Below are 19,336 nucleotides of genomic sequence, written 5' to 3' on the forward strand. Positions count from 1 at the left end.
TGACGATCGCGAGCGCCCCTCAATCGGGTGAGACAGGCGGAGTTATGCTGCTGATTTGGGTGAGAACGAAAGCGAAATATTTTTCATTCCTGGGCTTGACGCGATTTCTGAAAATCAGAAGTGATTTGCCCGTCGTGCAGTCACGTGCGAGGTCACATATGTCGTCAACTCGGCAATAGCCGCTTTGGCAGGCTGAAAGCGAGCCGATAAAGCGGCAGGCTGTCGATGCCGGCGTGGTCCTCGGCAGGCAGCGTCTTGCGCAAATGGTGGAGTGCGGCGCGGACCGCGGCTTCGTCCAATCCCTCGATCAGCAGCAGGGCGGCGAACGAGCCGTCGTTGGCGCGCATGCCCATCTCGCGGGTCTTGATCGAGGTCTGCGCAATGTCGGTGAGCAGGACCCGCGCGGCGATGATGCGGTCGAGGCGAGCCAACTCCGCGACGAGCGTGGCGGCGCCCCAGGACGGCGCCGCATCGAGGCGCAGGGGAGCGACGATGCCGCCCTGGCCTGTGCCGGCTGAAGCTGCGATACGGCCGCCGCCGCGCGCGAAATTGCCGAGCTTGGGCATGATGCGCTGCGACCACGGCGTCGGCGCGTTCAGCCGCGCCAGATAGTCCGCCCCGCCGACGACGCGTTCATCCTCGAGTTCGTAGAGGATGAAGTAGCGGTTCACCGACGCGCCCAGCGCGCGGAAGATGCGGCACGCCAGGAAGCCATTGACGCCGACCCGCTCGGCGGCATGTTCGCGCGTGATCCAGTGCGCCCAGTCGGTCTCGTCCTGCGGCGCCAGATCGCTCCAGATAGCGAGGTAACCGGCTCCTTGCATGTCAGGCTCCATCCGTCATTTGGGACCGACGCGCACGGCCACCGGCAGCGACGCCGGCAACTGGCCGGCGCCCTGCAGTGCGGCCTGCATGGCGACGATGTAACCGTAGGGCCCGAGGCCAGCGATCACGCCTTTCACCGCGGCCGAAAGCTTGGAGTGCCGGTGCAGCTCATCGCGGGCGTGGATGTTGGAGATGTGCACCTCGTAGATCGGGCCTTCAAAAATCTTCATGGCGTCGAACATCGCAATCGACGTGAAGGAGTAGGCGGCCGGGTTGATGATCAGCGCGTCGGCCGCGGTGCGTGCAGACTGGATGAGATCGACCAGCGCGCCCTCGTGGTTCGACTGGTGGAACGTCAGCTCCGCGCCGGCGAAAGCGGCGAACTCCTCGCAGGAAGCCTTGATGGCGTCGAGCGTGGTCGAGCCATAGATGTGTGGCTCGCGGATGCCGAGCATGTTCAGGTTCGGGCCATTGAGGATCATGATGCGCATGGAATGCCTTTCACGGGATACTGACGGGGCAGTGTAGCCGATCGCAGCCACATGTCAGCCGCCGAACCATTTTGCCGGCACGGTGACAACAGACGGAAACAGCACCATGAGGAACAGAACAACCAGTTGAGCGATCAGGAAGGGCCAGACGCCCTTGATGATCTCCTCCATGCTGATGCGCGACACGCCGCAGACCACGTTGAGGACGACGCCGACCGGCGGGGTGATCAGGCCGATCGCATTGTTGATGATGAAGAGCACGCCGAAATAGACCGGGTCGATACCAGCCTGCTTGACGATCGGCATCAGGATCGGCGTGAGGATCAGGATGGTCGGCGCCATGTCGAGCGCGGTGCCGACGATGACGACCAGCACCATGATCGCGAGCATCAGCAGGGTCTGGTTGCCCATGAAGGGACGAGCGAGGTCGACGATCTGGGTGGCGATTTCGGACACCGTGATGAGCCAGGACGATACCAGCGCGGCCGCCACCAGGAACATGACGATGCTGGTGCTGAGCGCGGCCGAGACGAAAACTTCGTAGAGATCGCCGATCTTGAGCTCGCGGTAGATGCAGGTCGCGACAAACAGCGCGTAGACGGCGACGACAACGGCGGCCTCGGTCGGCGTAAACACGCCGAACCGCAGCCCCACGATGATGATCGCGGGCAGCATCAAGGCCCAAAAGCCGTCGACGAAGGCCCAGGCGATCTCGCGGAGCGATTTGCGCTGCGGGCTTTCGACATTCTCCTGACGCGCGACCCACCACCAGGCGAGACACAGCCCGGCGCCGAGCATCAGGCCGGGGAAGATGCCGGCCAGGAACAGTTTTGAGATCGAGACGCCGCCGGCGACGCCAAACAGCACGAAGCCGATGCTCGGCGGGATCACGGGCGCGATGATGCCGCCGGCGGCGACGAGGCCCGCCGCATACATCTTGCGGTGGCCGGCCGCGACCATCATGGGGACAAGCAGCGCCGCCAGCGCCGCGGCGTCCGCTGCCGCGGAACCCGACAGCGAGGCGAGCACGCAGGAGGCGAGGATGGTGACGTAGCCGAGGCCGCCCTTGATGTGGCCGACCAGGGCGAGCGCCACGTTGACGATTCGCCTGGCCAGCCCGCCGCGGTTCATGACCTCGCCGGCCAGCATGAAGAACGGCACGGCCATCAGGGGAAAACTGTCTGCGCCGTTGATGATGTTCTGGGCGACGATCTGCGAGTCGAAAATATCGAGCGAATACATCAGCGCGACGCCGCAGACGATCAGCGCAAACGCAATCGGCATGCCCAGCGCCATCGCGCCGAGCAGGGAGAAGGTAAAGACCGCGAGCGTCACGCCCGGCTCCGTGTCTTCAGGTGATGATCACGTGTGCTCATCGGTTTCCTTCACCAGGATCAGGTCTTCCTCGGAGGCCGATCCGTCCAGCACCCGCACCAGATCGACGAGCAGGATCACGGCCGCCGAGACGCCGAACACGAGCCCGGAGAAATAGAAGAACAGCCCGACCGAAATGCCCGACGCGGGGGCGGTGTCGCCGAAGGTCAGCACCGCCTGTTTCCAGCTTCCGAGCGTCAGCAGCGCGTCGACGTAGAGCATCAGGAGATAGCTCAGCAGGAAGCAGGCGAGTTTTCCGCGCGGCGGGAGCGCGCGGACCACCATGTCGACGCCGAGATGAGCATGCTGGCGCAGCGCCACGATGGCGCCGAGGAAGGTCAGCCAGACCAATAGCCAGCGCGACAGTTCCTCTGATGTCGCGATCCCTGAATTGAAGACATAGCGCAGCACGACGTTGGTGAAGACCAGTACGACCATCGCGGCGAGGCAGACCGCGATCGCGACCTTGAGCAGCCGGCAGTAGAGGTCGATCAGCCGTTCGATGGCGCCCATGGCGGTTTTCTCGGCGGCCTACCTGGCGCCGCGGATGCGTGCCAGCTCGCTGGAGAAGAGCTTTACCCGCGCGGGATCATATTCGGCCGAGAATTTTTCGACGACAGGTTTGGTGGCGTCCTGCATGCGGGCGTATTCGGCCGGCGCGATCTCGTTGAACTGCATGCCCTTGGCTTTCAGGTCATCCAGCGCCTTGTCGCCGGCGAGCCTGGTCTGGTCGCGCTGGTACTCGCGCGTCTCGGCAAAACTGTCGCGCAGCATCTTCTGCTCTTCGGCCGACAGGCCGTCCCAGAACTTCTTGCTGATGATGATGATGTTCTGCGTAAAAGTGTGGTTGGTGGCCGAGACGTATTTCTGCACTTCGTAGAACTTGTTGGACAGGATGACGCTGTAGGGATTCTCCTGGCCGTCGACGGTCTTGTTTTCCAGCGCGGTGTACAGTTCGCCGAACGCCATCGGCACCGGATTCGCCTTCAGCGCCTTGAAGGTCTCGAGATAGACCGGGTTCGGGATCACGCGCAGCTTCAGCCCGGAGAAATCCTCGACCTTCGCGATGGGGCGGCTGCTGTTGGTGGCGTTGCGAAAGCCGAGGCCCCAGTAGCCGAGACCGATCAGCTCTTTCTCTGGCAGCAACTCGAGCATGGCCTTGCCGAACGCGCCCTGGGCCAGCGCCTCCGCCTGCTCGAACGTGCTGACGGTGAAGGGGAAATCAAACAGGCCGAGATCCTTGACCACGCTGGCGAGCGATGTGGTCGACGCCGAGAGGATTTCCTGCGTGCCGCCGCGCACCGCCGATTGCTGCTGCATCTCGTTGCCGAGCTGGGACGCTGGAAACTCGCGGATCCTCAGCTTGCCGCCGCTCTTGGCCGCCAGCACCTCGGCGAACTTCTTCACGCCAAAGCTGATCGGGTGGTCGGTGTTGTTGAGGTGGCCCCAGCGGATGGTGCGTTCCTGCACCTGGGCGGAAGCCGATGTTCCCAAGAGCGCGCAAACGCTGACGGCAGCGCACAGCAATCCGATCCGCATGGCGGTTTCTCCCCCGTTGGTTCGCGATCTTCTTGACGTCGCGGTGAGGGGAGTATTCATATGATAAAAGTAAAGTCAAAATATAATTTAGTTGTCATCATAGGAAATGGACTATATAGGATAAACGAAGCCGCTTGAGCGGAATCGGCTGACATGGCAGTTGCCGGTTGGCTCCCGCGCATGGATTGGCAAATGACACTGATCGAACGATCGGAAGGGCAGGAAGCAGTCGGCGATGACGGCTATCGCCGCATCCGCACCGACATCGTGTTCGGCCGGCTCCGCCCGGGACAGAAGCTTAGGCTCGAAGGCCTCAAGGAGGACTACGGCGTCAGCGTCTCGACGTTGCGCGAAATCCTCAACCGGCTGGCAGCGGAGGGTTTTGCGCTGGCCGAGGGCAGGCGGGGTTTTGAGGTAGCGCCGATCTCCGCCGAAAACTTGCGGGAGCTTGCGGAACTTCGGCTGCTGCTGGAGCAGCATGCGATGGGCGTGTCGTTTGCCAATGCAGATGTCGAGTGGGAAGGGCGCGTGGTCTCCGCCCATCACAAGCTGGCGTCAACCGAGCGGCTGATGGAAACCGGCCTCGGCGAGCTCGAGCAATGGAAGCGCTATGACGGCGAATTCCATCAGGCGCTGATCTCCAATTGCGGTTCGCGCATGCTGATGGAGACGCATGCCTTGGTGTTCGACAAATATTTCCGTTACCAGATGGTCGCGTTCAGCTACCGCGGCAGCGAACCGGCCGCCCAGCACAGGGCGCTGCTCGAGGCGGCACTGAAGCGTGACGCCGCGACGGCGGCCGAAACGCTGCGCGCCCATGTGAGCAATTGCGTGGAGCACGCGCTGGCAACGGCGGTGCTGAAGTAGGGGCGCAAGCTTCACAGCGGCATCGCGCGGGGCCAACGGGCGCGCGTTGGCGAGCCGTTGGTCCGGCGTGGTTCACACCACCTTGCGCTGCCTGAGCTCCGCGATCTCGTCCTTTGCAAAGCCGAACTCGGCCAGCACCTCCTCGGTCTGCTCGCCGAACTCCGGCGGGCGTGCAGCCATGCTGCTCGGCGTGCGCGACAGTGTCACCGGCTGGCCGACGAGCTGGATGTGGCGGTTCTCGTCGTTCGGCACGTGCTGGGCGATGCCGAGATGCTTGACCTGGGCGTCGTCGAACATCTGGTCGATCGAATAGATCGGGCCGCAGGGCACGCCGGCCTCGTTCAATTCCCTGACCCAGGTTTCCGTCGATTTCTTCTCGGTGAGCTTGCCGATCGCTTCGTTCAGCGCGTCGCGGTTCTTCGAGCGCGCGGGCGCGGTGGCGTAATCGGGATTGGTGACGAGTTCGGGCGCGCCGATCGCCTGCGCGCAGCGTTCCCAGATCCGCCCGCCGGTCGTGGCGATGTTGATATAGCCGTCGGAGGTCTTGAACACGCCGGTCGGGATCGAGGTCGGATGATTGTTGCCGGCCTGCTTGGCCACATCCTTTTCCATCAGCCAGCGCGAGGCCTGGAAATCCAGCATGAAGATCTGCGCCTGCAGCAGCGAGGTCTGCACCCACTGGCCCTCGCCGGAAACGTCGCGCTCCAAAAGCGCGGTGAGGATGCCAAGCGCGCAGAACAGCCCGGCGGTGAGGTCGGCGACGGGGATGCCGACCCGCATCGGACCCTGGCCGGGCGCACCGGTGATCGACATCAGCCCGCCCATGCCCTGCGCGATCTGATCGAAGCCCGGGCGCTTGTGATAGGGGCCGTCCTGCCCGAAGCCGGAGATGCTGCCATAGACGATGCGCGGATTGATCTTGCGCAGGCTCTCATAGTCGATGCCGAGTTTTGCTTTCACGTCGGGACGAAAATTTTCGACCACGACGTCGGCCTGCCCGGCGAGGCGGTTGAACACTTCGAGACCCTTCGGGTCCTTCAGGTTCAGCGTCATGGCCCGCTTGTTGCGGTGCAAATTCTGGAAGTCCGAGCCCTGCCGCGGGCCGCCCGGCGCCTCGCCGCCGGCGTCTTCCAGCAGCGCGTCGATCTTGATGACGTTGGCGCCCCAGTCTGCCAGTTGCCGCACACAGGTGGGCCCGGAGCGAACGCGGGTCAGATCGAGCACGGTGAAGCGGGAAAGGGCCTGCGAAGCGCGTGGGAAAGGCATTGAGAAACCTTGTTTTTCTGGATTTTCGCGTGGGAAGAGGCCGATCCGTCTGCGCTTAAACAATCTGGCGCGGATTTCCAACTCCTTGTTCGCCGTCCGGCGGAGGGGCGGCAAAGGGGCGAGGCGGCATTTATGGATCGGAACTCCAGCCTGTGAGGATTGGCCAAATCCGCCCCCGCAAGACTACGGACTGGCACCGGGGATTCTGGTTTTCGCCGTAATGCATCGCAAAGCAAGCGCGCGATAACCCCAGTTGGTAAACAAGCGTTAACGAGGCGATTCTAGCCTCCCGATTGCGTTGCGATTCCTCGAAACCGAACGACTGCTGACAGGCCTGATCGATGAAGAAGAATGATCTGCTTTCCGATGAGATCTGGGCTTTCCGGCCATTCGAGCCCGCGGCGGACGAGGGCGCGCTTCAGCCCGACCGGACGCACGACATCGAGTTTGGCGACGACGGCGATCCATACCAACTGGCGGCTGACGCCGCCAGCGTGTCCAGCGGTGAGGTATATGCCGCGAAGCCGGTCGCGTCGATCGCCACGCTCGCCAACTACCTCGTCAGCGGCTTTTGGCAATACAACAACACCGTCGCCCATCACTGGGCTTCCAACACCATCACCTTCAACATCACCGGGTTGAATTCGTCGGAGCAGTTCCTGGCGCTAACGGCGCTGCGGGCGTGGTCCGAAGTTGCCAACATCAGCTTCCTCCAGACCGCCGGCTCCGCGAACATCACGTTCACCCACAACGGCACGATGCAGGCCTATAGCGGCGGCGACTGGCCGGGGGGAGCGTTCTCAAATGCGTACATCAACATCAGCTCCGACTGGATCACCACCGACGGCGGGGCCAACGACGGCAAGACCGGCATCGACAGCTACGGCTACCAGACCTACATCCACGAAATCGGGCATGCGCTCGGTCTCGGCCACCAGGGACCGTACAACGGCAGCGCGTCGTATTCGACCAACGCGATCTATGCCAACGACACCTGGCAATACTCGGTCATGTCGTATTTCGGCGAACAAAATTATTCCGGCAGCTCCTACCGCTATGTGGTCACTCCGCAGATGGCGGACATCTACGCCATGGCTTCGATGTACGGCGTGGCGACCTCGACGCGAACCGGCGATACCGTCTATGGCTTCAACAGCAATGCCGGCGCGGTCTTCAATTTCGGCAACTACACTTCAGCGCCGGCGCTGACGATCTACGACAGCGGCGGCACCGATACGCTCGATTGCTCCGGCTATTCAGCGGCGCAGACCATCGACCTGCACGCCGGCGCCTTTTCCTCCGTCGGCAGCCTCGTTCACAATATCGGGATCGCGCTCAACGCGGTCATCGAGAAAGCCATCGGCGGCAGCGGAAATGACACGCTGATCGCAAGCGACACGGGATGTACGCTGTCGGGCGGCGGCGGCGCCGATACGCTGATCGGCGGTGCGGGAAACGATACGTTGATGGGCGGCATCGGCGTCGACTCTCTCACTGGTGGAGGAGGCGCCGATAATTTTGTGTTTGCCGTCGGCAGCAGCCTGGCTGCAAGCGGCCAGCATGACCGGATTTTCGACTTCGTGTCGGGCGTTGATCGAATTGATCTTAGCGGCATCGACGCCATAAGCTCGACGGGCGCACATGATGTGTTCCGATTTATAGGTACCTCCGCGTTCGACGGCATCGCAGGGGCTCTCAATTATTTTTACAACAGTTCTCTGGGAGTTACCGTCCTTCAAGGCGACACTAACGGCGATCAAATAGCCGACTTTGCCATCGATCTTTCAGGCAGTATTGCGCTGGGAAACAGCGATCTGATCGGGATTATGCTGACCCCTGTCGTGATCGAGGCGTTTGGATCGACCAGCCTGACCGCTGTTGGCAGCAACTTCTATCTTTACAGCGGCGGGACCGGGCCGCTGCTGAAGTCTGGCGGCACCGCCGTTGTGGCTGGCCAGTTTGGCGGCTGGGTGCCAATCGCCGCAGAGCAAACGGCGGGAGGATACGACGTGGCCTGGCGCAATTCCGCCACCGGTCAGTACACGGCCTGGGACACCGACAGCAGCGGCAACTACATCTCCAATATCATCGGCGCCGTATCGGGAAGTGACAGCACGCTGCGATCGCTGGAGACGACCTTCCAGCAGGACCTGAACGGCGACGGGACAATCGGCGTTCCCGCCACCGTGATCGAGGCGTTTGGGTCGACCAGCCTGACCGCCGTTGGCAGCAACTTCTATCTTTACAGCGGCGGGACCGGGCCGCTGCTGAAGTCTGGCGGCACCGCCGTCGTGGCTGGCCAGTTTGGCGGCTGGGCGCCGATCGCCGCAGAGCAAACCGCGGGAGGATACGACGTGGCCTGGCGGAATTCCGCCACCGGTCAGTATACGGCCTGGGACACCGACAGCAACGGCAACTACATCTCCAATATCATCGGCGCCGTATCGGGAAGCGACAGCACACTGCGATCGCTGGAGACGACCTTCCAGCAGGACCTGAACGGCGACGGGACAATCGGCATTCCCGCCACCGTGATCGAGGCGTTTGGCTCGACCAGCCTGACCGCTATTGGCAGCAACTTCTATCTTTACAGCGGCGGGAGCGGGCCGCTGCTGAAGTCTGGCGGCACCGCCGTCGTGGCTGGCCAGTTTGGCGGCTGGACCCCGATCGCCGCGGAGCAAACGGCGGGCGGATACGACGTGGCCTGGCGGAATTCCGCCACCGGTCAGTATACGGCCTGGGACACCGACAGCAGCGGCAACTACATCTCCAATATCGTCGGTGCCGTATCGGGAAGCGACAGCACGCTGCGATCGCTGGAGACGACCTTCCAGCAGGACCTGAACGGCGACGGGACAATCGGCATTCCCACCACCGTGATCGAGGCGTTTGGGTCGACCAGCCTGGCCGCTATTGGCAGCAACTTCTATCTTTACAGCGGCGGGAGCGGGCCGCTGCTGAAGTCTGGCGGCACCGCCGTTGTAGCTGGCCAGTTTGGCGGCTGGGCGCCGATCGCCGCGGAGCAAACGGCGGGCGGATACGACGTGGCCTGGCGGAATTCCGCCACCGGTCAGTACACGGCCTGGGACACCGACAGCAGCGGCAACTACATCTCCAATATCATCGGCGCCGTATCGGGAAGCAACAGCACGCTGCAATCGCTGGAGACGACCTTCCAGCAGGACCTGAACGGCGACGGGACAATCGGCATTCCCGCCACCGTGATCGAGGCGTTTGGGTCGACCAGCCTGACCGCTATTGGCAGCAACTTCTATCTTTACAGCGGCGGGACCGGGCCGCTGCTGAAGTCTGGCGGCACCGCCGTCGTGGCTGGTCAGTTTGGCGGCTGGACCCCGATCGCCGCAGAGCAAACGGCGGGAGGATACGACGTGGTCTGGCGGAATTCCGCCACCGGTCAATATACGGCCTGGGACACCGACAGCAACGGCAACTACATCTCCAATATCATCGGCGCCGTGTCGGGAAGCAACAGCACGCTGCAATCACTGGAGACCACCTTCCAGCAGGACCTGAACGGCAACGGGACAGTCGGGGCGACTACATTGCAGCCAGAGCTTGCAAAAATCGGTGGCCATGACGCATTTGTATTCGATACCAGTGGCGATGCGAATGTTGCTGTAAATCAACAAATCGTCGACGCAACCGAGTTGGGTCTGTCCTCTACGATCAGCAACGATTTGGCAGCGCTCTTGCACGGTGCGCAGTCACTGTTCCCGTTGACGAACGCTGACGCCGGCATCCCAGACCATCCCCTCGATCACGCCCGCCTTGCCGAGGTCCACATAGCAGACCTGCAGGCAAGCAAATTTCTAACTTTGTAGCTGCGCTCGGCCACTGCGATCGCCAGCCATATTCGCGAAGCTACGATCGGCATAAGCGCTCCGACAAGCCTTGCTGGGCTGCCGGTGACTATCGACATCCGCTCCCGATGCTGCTAGCCCGCTATATCGACGCCTGACCGTACCGATCCGTGCTGCTTTGCAGGGGGCCCGGCGGTCATCTTGCGGGCAAGTCAAAGCAGTCCGTGATAGCCAGAAGCTGATATGGCGCTGAGAAGAACTCCAACCGATTTACTGGGCAATTCTGCCTGGAACGCGATCGCCTTTGTCGTGGCCGTGGCGCTCAATCTCGTTGTCCTGCCCTTCGTGGTCTTTCGCCTCGGCGTCGCCGCGTTCGGCGTCGCAGGTCTGGTTACGGCGTGTGTTGCACCCGCACTGGCGTTCAGCAACGCGCTGGCATTGTCGACGACGCGAGAACTCGCCCAGCGATTGGGGCCCTCCGAGCGTGACGATGCGCGACGCTTGTTCGCCACGGCCGCGATGCTGGCATTGGCAGCGGGCGGCGTGATCGCGATCCTTCTCGGTTTGGCCGGGCCGCCGCTTGCGCGTCTCGGATTTCACTTGAGCGGGCCGTCCGGGGATGATCTCGGATTAGCGTTTGTGTTGGCCGGCGCCGGATGGCTGTGCCAATGCCTGGCCGCGGTCTTCCTGGCCTTGTTCACGGCACGTCAGGATTACCGGCGGGTTGCCACGATCAGCATCTTCAGCACCGTGGTTGCGACGGCGTCCATGCTGTTGTTCATTCCGCGCTGGCCCCAGGCCTCGACGTTTATTGGCTGTCAGGCGCTGGGATTTGCAACGAGCCTGCTTCTGGCTTTCGGGTGGTCCCGATACGTCATCGGCGATTGGCTGGCCAGGCCTGCAATTCATCGTGGGGCCGTCGGTAAACTGGTCAAGCTGGGCGGTTGGCAATTCGCCGCACAGGGCGGTGCGCTGGTTGCCGGACAGGCGGACCGTTACCTGCTCGGAGCCCTGCTGCAGCCGCAGTTCGTCGGATTTTATACGATCGCGCAGCGGCTGGAAGAGGCGATGTATATCGGTGTTGTAAAGGTCGGCGAAATCCTGTTCCCGTTCTTCAGCGCCCTGCAAAAGGAGGCCGACGATCGCAAGGCCGATCTTTTGTTCCGCTCTTCCTGGATCCTCAACGTGCTTGCCGCGAGCGCGCTTGGCGGTTTGATCCCGGTCGCCGGCCCGTTGCTTTATCTATGGACCGGCGCCGAGGTGGCCGCCGAAGCCCAGAATGTGCTGGTGATACTCTCGATAGCCGGCATAGTCGGATCGAGTTCGAACGTCTTTGCATTTTATCTTCTGGCGCAAGGGCGCTCCAGTTCTAACGCCCTGATCTCCCTGCTTACAGGGGTATTCACGCTGGCGACCAGCGCGATCGCGTTGCCGTATTTCGGATGGCAGGCTGCGGGATGGAGCGCGTGCTTCGGCATGGTTGCGCAAATGATCACCACCATGATCCTGCTGCGGCGGCGCTTCAGCCTCACCGACATGTGGTCACGTATGATCCACTTCGTGCTGCTGCCGCTCGGGGTCGGTATCGCTACCGCGCTGGCGTTGCGATCCGGCTTCCGCGGCGCGCAACTCGACCATGCACTTGGCTGGTGGTACGTGGTGGTCGTCTATTTGCTGGCCGCCGGTGTCATCTTCGTCGCAGCGGTCGCGGCTTCGCAGGCCGGTCCCCACGGCGCTGCCTGCTGGCGGGATCTCCGCGTCATCGCTGGTCGCTTCCTGCCGTTGAAGGCGATCTGACAGATGTGCGGAATTGCAGGTATCGTGAACCTCCGCGGCAACGTGGTCGGGCCGGCGGAGATCTCGCGGCTGACGAACCTGGTCGCGCATCGCGGGCCCTTTGGCGAGGGCTTCTGGTTCAGCGCCAACCGCAATCTGGCCTTCGGCCATCGCCGCCTGGCGATCATCGATCCCGGTGACGGAGGCCATCAGCCGATGGTCTCCGCCGATGGCCGCCATGTGATCGTCTTCAACGGTGAAATCTACAACTTCCTCGAGCTGCGGCGCGAACTCGAGGCGCAGGGCGCGGTGTTCCGCAGCCAGTCCGACACCGAGGTTATCCTGGCCGCATGGTGTGCGTGGCAGGAAGGCATGCTGACGCGCTTCAACGGAATGTGGGCGCTGGCGATCTTCGATACCCAAACCGAAGAATTGTTCCTGGCGCGCGACCGCTTCGGCATCAAGCCGCTATTGTATGCGTTGACGTCCGAGCGCTTTGTCTTTGCATCCGAGCAGCGTGCGTTGGTGCGAAGCGGTCTGATCGACGCATCGCTGGATGTCGATGCGGCGCGACGGCTCATGCTTGATGCCTTCGGGATCGAGGCAAGCGAGCGGACGCTTTGCCGGCAGGTGCGCCGTCTGCAGGGTGGACACTGCATGTGGCTGCGCCGCGGAAAATTGGAGATCCGGCGCTGGTGGCGAACGGTGGATCATCTGCCGGCGATACCGGCCACCCAAGTCGAACGCGTGGAGCGCTTTCGCGAGCTTTTCCAGGACGCGGTTGCGCTTCGGATGCGCAGCGATGTTCCGATCGGGACCTGTCTGTCGGGCGGGTTCGATTCGTCAGCCGTGATCTGCACGATGGCCGCGCATGAAAAGTCCGGCATGGGTCCTCGCGACGCCGCCTTGTGGCGTCACGCCTTTGTCGCGACGTTTCCCGGCGCCTCCAATGATGAGCGGCCGATGGCGGAGCAGGCCGCGGCCTGGGCTGATGTCGTACCGGCATTCCTTGAGATCGGCCGGGCCGATGCGTTGACCGAGCTCGACCGAATTCTCGACGATAATGATGACGTCTATATCGGGCTTCCAAGTGCGGCCTGGTTGATCTATCGAGAGCTCAGGCGTCACAACGTGACGGTATCGCTGGACGGCCATGGCGCGGACGAGCTGATGGGAGCCTATCTCCAGGAGGGACAATCGGGAGCGTTCCGGCTGCGAAACGCGGCTGCCGCGATTGGCTCGAACTCCGCGCTGGCGAGGCGAGGCGTTGACCTGCTGCGGGCACTGATGATCAGGCGCCAGGGGCATTATTTCCTGCGCGGTGGTCTGCGCGATGTTCCGCCTCCGCTGCCGTTGGTCGGCGACGACGACGTATTGCCACGTGCATGGGGCGCATTGAACCAGCGCCTCTATCGCATGTTCCATAGTACCGTGCTGCCGACGATCTTGCGAAACTATCGATCGCCTGTCGATGGCTCACGGTATTGAGGTCCGGATGCCGTTCATGGACTGGCGCCTGGTGACGTACACCATGGCATTGCCGGAGGCATGCAAGTTCTCCGATGGCTATTCCAAGCTCATTGCGAGGCAGGCGATGGCCAACCTGATGCCGGAATCCATTCGCATGGGACGCCGGAAGGTGGGCTTCAACTCGCCGATGCCGGAGTGGTTGAACGGGCCGCTCGCCGGCTGGACCGCCAGTGTGCTCGACCAAAAGGTGCCGGCCTTTGCCGAACTGGTGGACGAGGAACGCCTGCGCCGGACCGTCAGCCACCTGACTTCGTCGAAGCAATGGGACTGGGTAGCGGTCGGGCGGATATGGCCGTACCTGAACATGAAATGGATGCTGGCAAGGTTTGCGTGAGCGATGCGCCTGTTTCAAAACAGCGGGCTCTACCCGTCCTACCTCATGCGGCTGAATCAGCTCGCGGCGGAAGCGTCGAATTTCGAAGCGCGGCGTCGCACCTTTTTGGATGACCGCTTCGGCGCGCTGCATTTTCTGAAGCCGGTGCTTGATGGAGCTCCCGAGGCGTTCTTCACCAATGGGGATGACGAAATCCTGCAGCGCCATTGGGCGCGCGAGCAGGGGATTGCGGGCAAGCCGACGCTCGAGGCCATCTTGCTCGCCCAGATCGAGCATCACCGGACCGAGGTTTTTTACAACCTGGATCCCGTGCGCTATCCCAGTGCGTTCGTTGACAAACTGCCCGGCTGCGTGAGGAAGACGTTTTGCTGGCGCGCTGCGCCGTCAGGAAATGCCGACCTGACCGCCTATGGTGCGGTGCTCGGAAACTTTCCGTCAATCCTCGAGTCCTGGCGCCGCATGGGTTGTCGTGCCGAATTGTTCTTTCCCGCGCTTGACCCCGTCATGGACGAGTATGGTCACGGCGATCGGCCGATCGACGTGCTTTTTGTCGGCGGCTATTCGCGACACCATACGGCGCGCGCGAAGGTGCTCGAACACGTGGCTAGCCTGGCCGGTAGCCACCGCATTGTGTATTGCCTCGACGCTTCGCGGCTGACATTGCTTGCGGAAAGCGCGATCGGCGGCTGGTTGCCATTACGAAAGCACCGCCGTCCCGATGCGATCGTAGAGATCGCCAAACCCCCGGTGTTCGGGCGACAGCTTTACGAACTCATCGGTTCCTCAAAAATCGTGCTCAACGGCGCCATCGACATGGCGGGCACGGATCGGGGAAACATGCGCTGCTTTGAAGCCATGGGGTGCGGCGCGTTGCTCGCGTCCGACGCTGGCGGCTATCCGGACGGAATGCAGCCGGGCGTGACCATCGAAACCTACGAGTCGCCGGAGCAGGCCACCGAAATCATTTCAAGTTGCCTGCAACAATGGCCGGAATCAGCCGGAATGGCCGGGCGGGGAAGAAACCTGGTCTCGCAGGCCTATAGCAAGGCTTCTCAATGGAAGCACTTTGCCGATCTCGTCGCGCGGATTTAGCCGTGCTAGAGCGTTCACATGGTAAAGCGGGTGATCGGGCGTCGATGATGCGTACGGATAATTTGGTTCATGGGGTGAAATGGCTGCTCGACGGGGCCGCCGTGCCGGTATTCAAGATGCGGCCGCGGCCCTTCAGTCCGGGTTACCAGACGGTGAAGCGCGGAATCATCATGTCAGCAATCGACAGCGGCCTGCTTCGTGATGGGAAAGAACTGCCGCGTTCCTATGGCGTCGCAATGGACGAAAGGGTGGTGGAGTATCCTTGGCTGTTTTCGCAGCTGACCAATGTCGGCAAAATGCTCGATGCCGGTTCGACCTTCAATCACGACTTTCTCCTGCAACGGCCTCCGCTGCGGGGCTCCGATCTCACGATCATGACGCTGGCGCCGGAAAAGCGCTGCTATTGGCATGACGGCTATTCGTATGTGTTCGGCGATCTCAGGAGCACGATGTTTGCGGATCATGTATTCGATACGATTGCCAGCATTTCGACAATCGAACACATCGGCTTGGACAACACGATGCTGTACACCGGAAATCCGGAAGATGCGGAGTCCGATGAAAGCGGCTTCGTTCCGGCCGTGAACGAGTTCAGGCGAATTCTCAAGCCTGGCGGCAATTGCTTCATCTCGGTGCCATTCGGCAAGCGAGACAATCTTGGCTGGTACCAGGTTTTCGACCTGGCTATGGTCGAGAAGATCGTGGAGACCTTTGGCCCGACGTCGCACCAGATCGACTATTTCGGATATTCGCGCGACGGCTGGTCCCGGCAGTCCGCTGATACGCTGGCCAACGCAACCGTCTATGATGTCCATACTGGCAAGGGATGGAGCGACGACCTGGCGGCATCCTCGCGCGCCGTGGCGTGCCTCCGGCTGACGGCATGAATGTCGATTACCTGATTCAGCGGCTTTTGAGGCGCGCGACCTGCCGGTTGCAGCTCGATGCCGTGCTCGGCTCCAGTGCAAGAATCAGAAACATCCGAGGCGATGCGGACAAAATCGTTGTCGGCAAACGCAGCCGCATCCTGGGCGAGCTGTTGACGTTCGCTCACGGCGGGGAGATTCAAATCGGGGAGTGGTGCTACGTGGGAGAAGGGACCCGGATCTGGTCGGCCGTCTCCATCGTCATTGGAAATCGCGTCCTGATCTCGCACAATGCGAATATTTTCGACAACTTGACCCATCCGCTGGGAGCGGCCGCACGGCACCGGCAAATCAGTGAAATCTTCACCCGCGGCCATCCGCGCGAAATCTCGCTCGATGAAAGTCCGGTGAAGATTTGCGACGATGCCTGGATTGGTGCCGGCGCAATGGTCTTGCGTGGGGTGACAGTGGGCGAGGGCGGCGTCGTGGCCGCCGGCGCGGTCGTCACCAAGGATGTCCCGGCCTTCTCCATCGTTGCGGGAAATCCGGCCGTGCTCATCAGGGAGATCCCGCCCGATGAAAGGTGAGCAAAAATTCACGACGTGGGAAGATGCCGTGATCTGGCTTCGAGACCAGCCGGACCGGCGGCAGCTGGTGCTCGACGCTTTCTATGATGATCCTCTGATCGCTGCCGCCGAGCGCTATTTTGCCGGTGCCGAATGGCAGGCGGTTTCGAGGCTTCTTCAAAACCGCACCGGCAAGGCGCTTGACGTCGGTGCCGGGCGCGGAATTGCCAGCTACGCGCTGGCGCGGAGCGGATTTGCGGTCACTGCGCTCGAGCCAGATCCCAGCGCCGTGGTCGGAACGGCGGCAATCCGGGGGCTCGCCGCAGAGGCCCGCTTGCCGATCGAGGTGGTTGAGGAATTTTCCGAGCGCTTGCCCTTCGCTGACGATACATTCGATGTCGTGTTCGCACGGGCGGTGCTGCACCATATGCGCGATCTTGACAGCGCCTGCCGGGAAATGTTCCGCGTGCTTCGCCCCGGCGGAATGCTCATCGCCGCGCGCGAACACGTGATCAGCAAGGAGGTCGACCTCGAGGCATTCCTGGATCAGCATCCCCTGCATCACCTCTATGGCGGCGAGCATGCATTTCTTCTCGATCGATATATCGGCGCGCTGAAGGCTGCGGGATTTTCCGCGATCGAGGTGCTTGCGCCGCTGAAGAGTCCGATCAATCTGTTTCCCTATACGATCGAGACGCTGCGAACGGCCGTCGTGGAAAGATTGAGCAGCAAAATTCCGGTGAAGCCTCTGTGGCGCGCTGCGCTTGCTTCCAAGGGCGTTTTCATGTCGCTGCTTTCGGTGGCAGAGCGCTTTGACCACCGGCCCGGCCGGCTCTATTCGTTTGTCTGTCACAAGGCACAGTCATGAACATGTGGGTCACCGGCGCCAATGGCTTCATCGGCCGGCATCTGGTTCGGGTGTTGGCTGATCGGGGCAATCGCGTTCACGGCATCGGCCACGGCGCGATTGGCGACGCCGAAAGGGGTCGCATCGGGCTGGGGCATTGGCTGAACGGCGAGATCGACGCGGCCAATCTCAATGCGCTTGCGGAGCGCTCCGGATTGCCGTCGACGATCTTCCATCTGGCCGGCGGGTCTTCGGTTGGGCTGTCGATCGCGCTGCCGTTTGAGGACTTTTCGCGCACCGTTGCGAGTACGGCCAGATTGCTGGAGTGGCTGCGCGGTTCCGCCAGGGATTGCCGCTTGATCGTGGCGTCGAGCGCAGCGGTCTACGGTGCGGGTCACGATGGGGCGATTGCGGTGGATGCCGCCACGTTGCCGATGTCGCCTTATGGGCAGCACAAGCTGATGATGGAGCAATTGTGCCGAAGCTATGCCATTACTTTTGGCGTGCGCAGCACGGTGGCGCGGCTGTTCTCGGTCTACGGGCCGAACCTGCGCAAGCAATTGCCGTGGGACATCTGCTCCCGCTTGCAAGCAGGAGAGCGAAACCTGGTGCTGGGAGGTACAGGTGCGGAGGTGCGTGACTGGATCGATGTCCGTGACGTCGCTCGGCTTATGGCTGAGATCGGCGGATGGCCGCAGCCGGAGACCTTTCAAGTGATCAACGCCGGATCCGGTCTCGGAACGAACGTGGCGCGGGTTGCCGCAATCCTTGCAGAATGCTGGGGCGGAAGCCCATCGGTGCAGTTTTCGGGCATCGTCCGAGCCGGCGATCCGCCAAGTTTGCTGGCGGACGGCTCGATGCTGCGCGCTCTGCCCTTTGACTGGAAGATCCCGGTTGAACAGGGCTTTGCGGACTATGTTTCGTGGTTCAAGGATCAGATCCGGTGAACCTGCGAGCGCCGCTGCGCCTCGGGTTTACGCATATTCCCCGTCGGCTTTGGGCCGGCGGCTACAACTATCAAAGCAATCTCTTTGCGGCGCTAAGCAGGTTCCGCCCGGGCGAATTTACTCCCGTCCTGTTCGCCGGGACAGGTAGCGACGATGCCGATCTTGCGCCGCTTGCGGCGATACCGGGCGTGGAGGTTGTGCGGTCGCCGGCCTTCGAGCGCCGCGCCGGTTTGGTTGCAGCGCTTGCGCTGGGACTGGACCGGGCGGCGGCGGCAGAATTCCGGACGCAGGGCATCAATGCCGTCTTTGAATCCGCACGTTTTTTCGGCTGGCGTCTGCCCTATCCGGCGGTGGCCTGGTTTCCCGATTTTCAGCATCGACGGTTGCCTCAGCTTTTTCCGGCGGCGGCGCGGTGGCGTCGCGAGGCCGGTTTCCGCATTCAGATCGCATCCGGGCGGACCGTCATGCTGAGCAGCGAAAGCGCGCATCGTGACTTCAGGAAATTCTACCCCGGAGCGAAGAATGAGGTCTGTGTGGTTCGTTTCGCGACTCAGCCATCGCCGGCGCTCCTGACCGCAAATCCGGCTGAGGTAATTGCACAACACCGGTTGCCCGAAAAATACTTCTACCTGCCAAATCAATTTTACAGGCACAAGAACCACCAGGTGGTCATCGATGCACTGACCATCCTGGTGCAACGTGAGTTCGATATCGTTGTGTGCGCGTCAGGCAGCACCGAAGATCCACGAGAGCGCGGATACTTCGATAGTGTAATGACTGAGGTCCGAAGTCGCGGCCTTGAGAAGTCTTTTCGTCATCTGGGAATGATTCCGCCGTCTCAGGTATACGCGCTGTTGCGGAACTCCGTTGCCCTGATAAATCCATCTCGATTCGAGGGATGGAGTACAACCGTCGAAGAGGCGAAATCGTTCGGCGTTCCATTGATCTTGTCTGATCTCGACGTGCACCGCGAGCAGACCGACGGCGCGGCGCGCTATTTCGGGATCGACGATCCCGTCACCCTGGCCGATCACCTCATAGGCGCGTCGCAGGAGTCCCAAGCCTCAGTCGTTCGTAACGTCGTCCCGCATCAGGAGTACCGGGTCGCAGCATTTGCGGCGGATTTTGCCAACACAATTCATCGAGCCATGCAGGTTTCGCCATCCTGAAAACCTCGCTGCAGGATTGGGGGCAG

At 62.1% G+C, this 19,336-nt stretch carries 17 protein-coding genes; 11 read left to right on the forward strand and 6 right to left on the reverse strand.

From position 1 onward, the window contains the following. Positions 1–164 precede the first annotated feature (164 nt). From V1288_RS20930 to V1288_RS20950, 5 genes are read right to left on the reverse strand one after another with little or no spacing between them, the layout of a single operon-like run. Positions 165–824 carry a hypothetical protein gene (locus tag V1288_RS20930; protein ID WP_334358840.1) on the reverse strand — a complete coding sequence of 220 codons (660 nt, stop codon included), beginning with the start codon at positions 822–824 and terminating at the stop codon, positions 165–167. Positions 825–839: 15 nt separating this feature from the next. After that, positions 840–1,316: a type II 3-dehydroquinate dehydratase gene (locus V1288_RS20935; RefSeq protein WP_334358841.1), complete on the reverse strand. Its 477-nt coding sequence runs from the start codon at positions 1,314–1,316 to the stop codon at positions 840–842. Between the two features lie 54 nt (positions 1,317–1,370). Beyond that, entirely contained in the window at positions 1,371–2,651 is a 1,281-nt protein-coding gene (locus tag V1288_RS20940) for a TRAP transporter large permease subunit (RefSeq protein ID WP_334358842.1), read from the reverse strand. Positions 2,652–2,678: 27 nt separating this feature from the next. Then, entirely contained in the window at positions 2,679–3,194 is a 516-nt protein-coding gene (locus tag V1288_RS20945; RefSeq protein ID WP_442894038.1) for a TRAP transporter small permease, read from the reverse strand. Positions 3,195–3,221: 27 nt separating this feature from the next. After that, the gene (locus tag V1288_RS20950; protein WP_334358844.1) at positions 3,222–4,229 is read right to left on the reverse strand and encodes a TRAP transporter substrate-binding protein; all 1,008 of its coding nucleotides are present in this window, start codon (positions 4,227–4,229) and stop codon (positions 3,222–3,224) included. Between the two features lie 192 nt (positions 4,230–4,421). Here V1288_RS20950 and V1288_RS20955 point away from each other — a divergent pair, with 192 nt between their 5' ends. Beyond that, positions 4,422–5,096, forward strand: a complete 675-nt coding sequence (locus tag V1288_RS20955) for a GntR family transcriptional regulator (protein ID WP_334358845.1) — start codon at positions 4,422–4,424, stop codon at positions 5,094–5,096. Positions 5,097–5,168: 72 nt separating this feature from the next. Here V1288_RS20955 and V1288_RS20960 read toward each other — a convergent pair whose 3' ends face one another. Next, complete coding sequence (locus V1288_RS20960; protein ID WP_334358846.1) at positions 5,169–6,362, reverse strand: CaiB/BaiF CoA transferase family protein; 1,194 nt, start codon at positions 6,360–6,362, stop codon at positions 5,169–5,171. Between the two features lie 341 nt (positions 6,363–6,703). On the opposite strand from V1288_RS20960, the gene V1288_RS20965 reads away from it, so the two are divergent. The 10 genes from V1288_RS20965 to V1288_RS21010 all read left to right on the forward strand — a co-directional run bounded on the left by V1288_RS20965 (position 6,704) and on the right by V1288_RS21010 (position 19,310). Continuing rightward, positions 6,704–10,204, forward strand: coding sequence for a M10 family metallopeptidase C-terminal domain-containing protein (locus tag V1288_RS20965; RefSeq protein WP_334358847.1), 3,501 nt, complete (start codon positions 6,704–6,706; stop codon positions 10,202–10,204). A 222-nt stretch (positions 10,205–10,426) separates the two neighbouring features. Next, positions 10,427–11,980: a lipopolysaccharide biosynthesis protein gene (locus V1288_RS20970; RefSeq protein ID WP_334358848.1), complete on the forward strand. Its 1,554-nt coding sequence runs from the start codon at positions 10,427–10,429 to the stop codon at positions 11,978–11,980. Positions 11,981–11,983: 3 nt separating this feature from the next. Continuing rightward, the gene (asnB, locus tag V1288_RS20975; protein WP_334358849.1) at positions 11,984–13,447 is read left to right on the forward strand and encodes an asparagine synthase (glutamine-hydrolyzing); all 1,464 of its coding nucleotides are present in this window, start codon (positions 11,984–11,986) and stop codon (positions 13,445–13,447) included. A gap of 16 nt (positions 13,448–13,463) precedes the next feature. Further along, positions 13,464–13,823, forward strand: coding sequence for an asparagine synthase-related protein (locus tag V1288_RS20980; protein ID WP_334358850.1), 360 nt, complete (start codon positions 13,464–13,466; stop codon positions 13,821–13,823). A gap of 3 nt (positions 13,824–13,826) precedes the next feature. Then, a complete protein-coding gene (locus tag V1288_RS20985; protein ID WP_334358851.1) occupies positions 13,827–14,915 on the forward strand; it encodes a glycosyltransferase in 1,089 nt (362 codons plus the stop codon). Further along, complete coding sequence (locus tag V1288_RS20990) at positions 14,879–15,802, forward strand: hypothetical protein (protein ID WP_334358852.1); 924 nt, start codon at positions 14,879–14,881, stop codon at positions 15,800–15,802. The genes V1288_RS20985 and V1288_RS20990 overlap by 37 nt, the downstream gene beginning before the upstream one ends. Continuing rightward, positions 15,799–16,368, forward strand: a complete 570-nt coding sequence (locus V1288_RS20995) for an acyltransferase (RefSeq protein WP_334358853.1) — start codon at positions 15,799–15,801, stop codon at positions 16,366–16,368. Before V1288_RS20990 ends, V1288_RS20995 begins: the two co-directional genes overlap by 4 nt. After that, positions 16,358–17,215, forward strand: coding sequence for a class I SAM-dependent methyltransferase (locus V1288_RS21000; RefSeq protein WP_334358854.1), 858 nt, complete (start codon positions 16,358–16,360; stop codon positions 17,213–17,215). Before V1288_RS20995 ends, V1288_RS21000 begins: the two co-directional genes overlap by 11 nt. Beyond that, on the forward strand, positions 17,212–18,141 hold the full coding sequence (locus V1288_RS21005) for an NAD-dependent epimerase/dehydratase family protein (RefSeq protein WP_334358855.1): 930 nt from the start codon (positions 17,212–17,214) through the stop codon (positions 18,139–18,141). The genes V1288_RS21000 and V1288_RS21005 overlap by 4 nt, the downstream gene beginning before the upstream one ends. Next, the gene (locus V1288_RS21010) at positions 18,138–19,310 is read left to right on the forward strand and encodes a glycosyltransferase family 4 protein (protein ID WP_334358856.1); all 1,173 of its coding nucleotides are present in this window, start codon (positions 18,138–18,140) and stop codon (positions 19,308–19,310) included. Before V1288_RS21005 ends, V1288_RS21010 begins: the two co-directional genes overlap by 4 nt. The last annotated feature ends 26 nt before the right edge of the window (positions 19,311–19,336 follow it).

Origin of the sequence: Bradyrhizobium sp. AZCC 2176 (assembly GCF_036924645.1) — a bacterium.
Classification (GTDB): Bacteria; Pseudomonadota; Alphaproteobacteria; order Rhizobiales; family Xanthobacteraceae; genus Bradyrhizobium.

What these genes read in the sequence shown, in the direction of transcription:
- V1288_RS20930 (WP_334358840.1), bottom strand. Translation starts at nt 824, where the DNA reads ATGCAAGGAGCCGGTTACCTCGCTATCTGGAGCGATCTGGCGCCGCAG.
- V1288_RS20935 (WP_334358841.1), bottom strand. Translation starts at nt 1,316, where the DNA reads ATGCGCATCATGATCCTCAATGGCCCGAACCTGAACATGCTCGGCATC.
- V1288_RS20950 (WP_334358844.1), bottom strand. Translation starts at nt 4,229, where the DNA reads ATGCGGATCGGATTGCTGTGCGCTGCCGTCAGCGTTTGCGCGCTCTTG.
- V1288_RS20955 (WP_334358845.1), top strand. Translation starts at nt 4,422, where the DNA reads ATGACACTGATCGAACGATCGGAAGGGCAGGAAGCAGTCGGCGATGAC.
- V1288_RS20960 (WP_334358846.1), bottom strand. Translation starts at nt 6,362, where the DNA reads ATGCCTTTCCCACGCGCTTCGCAGGCCCTTTCCCGCTTCACCGTGCTC.
- V1288_RS20965 (WP_334358847.1), top strand. Translation starts at nt 6,704, where the DNA reads ATGAAGAAGAATGATCTGCTTTCCGATGAGATCTGGGCTTTCCGGCCA.
- V1288_RS20970 (WP_334358848.1), top strand. Translation starts at nt 10,427, where the DNA reads ATGGCGCTGAGAAGAACTCCAACCGATTTACTGGGCAATTCTGCCTGG.
- asnB (WP_334358849.1), top strand. Translation starts at nt 11,984, where the DNA reads ATGTGCGGAATTGCAGGTATCGTGAACCTCCGCGGCAACGTGGTCGGG.
- V1288_RS20980 (WP_334358850.1), top strand. Translation starts at nt 13,464, where the DNA reads ATGGACTGGCGCCTGGTGACGTACACCATGGCATTGCCGGAGGCATGC.
- V1288_RS20985 (WP_334358851.1), top strand. Translation starts at nt 13,827, where the DNA reads ATGCGCCTGTTTCAAAACAGCGGGCTCTACCCGTCCTACCTCATGCGG.
- V1288_RS20990 (WP_334358852.1), top strand. Translation starts at nt 14,879, where the DNA reads ATGGAAGCACTTTGCCGATCTCGTCGCGCGGATTTAGCCGTGCTAGAG.
- V1288_RS20995 (WP_334358853.1), top strand. Translation starts at nt 15,799, where the DNA reads ATGAATGTCGATTACCTGATTCAGCGGCTTTTGAGGCGCGCGACCTGC.
- V1288_RS21000 (WP_334358854.1), top strand. Translation starts at nt 16,358, where the DNA reads ATGAAAGGTGAGCAAAAATTCACGACGTGGGAAGATGCCGTGATCTGG.
- V1288_RS21005 (WP_334358855.1), top strand. Translation starts at nt 17,212, where the DNA reads ATGAACATGTGGGTCACCGGCGCCAATGGCTTCATCGGCCGGCATCTG.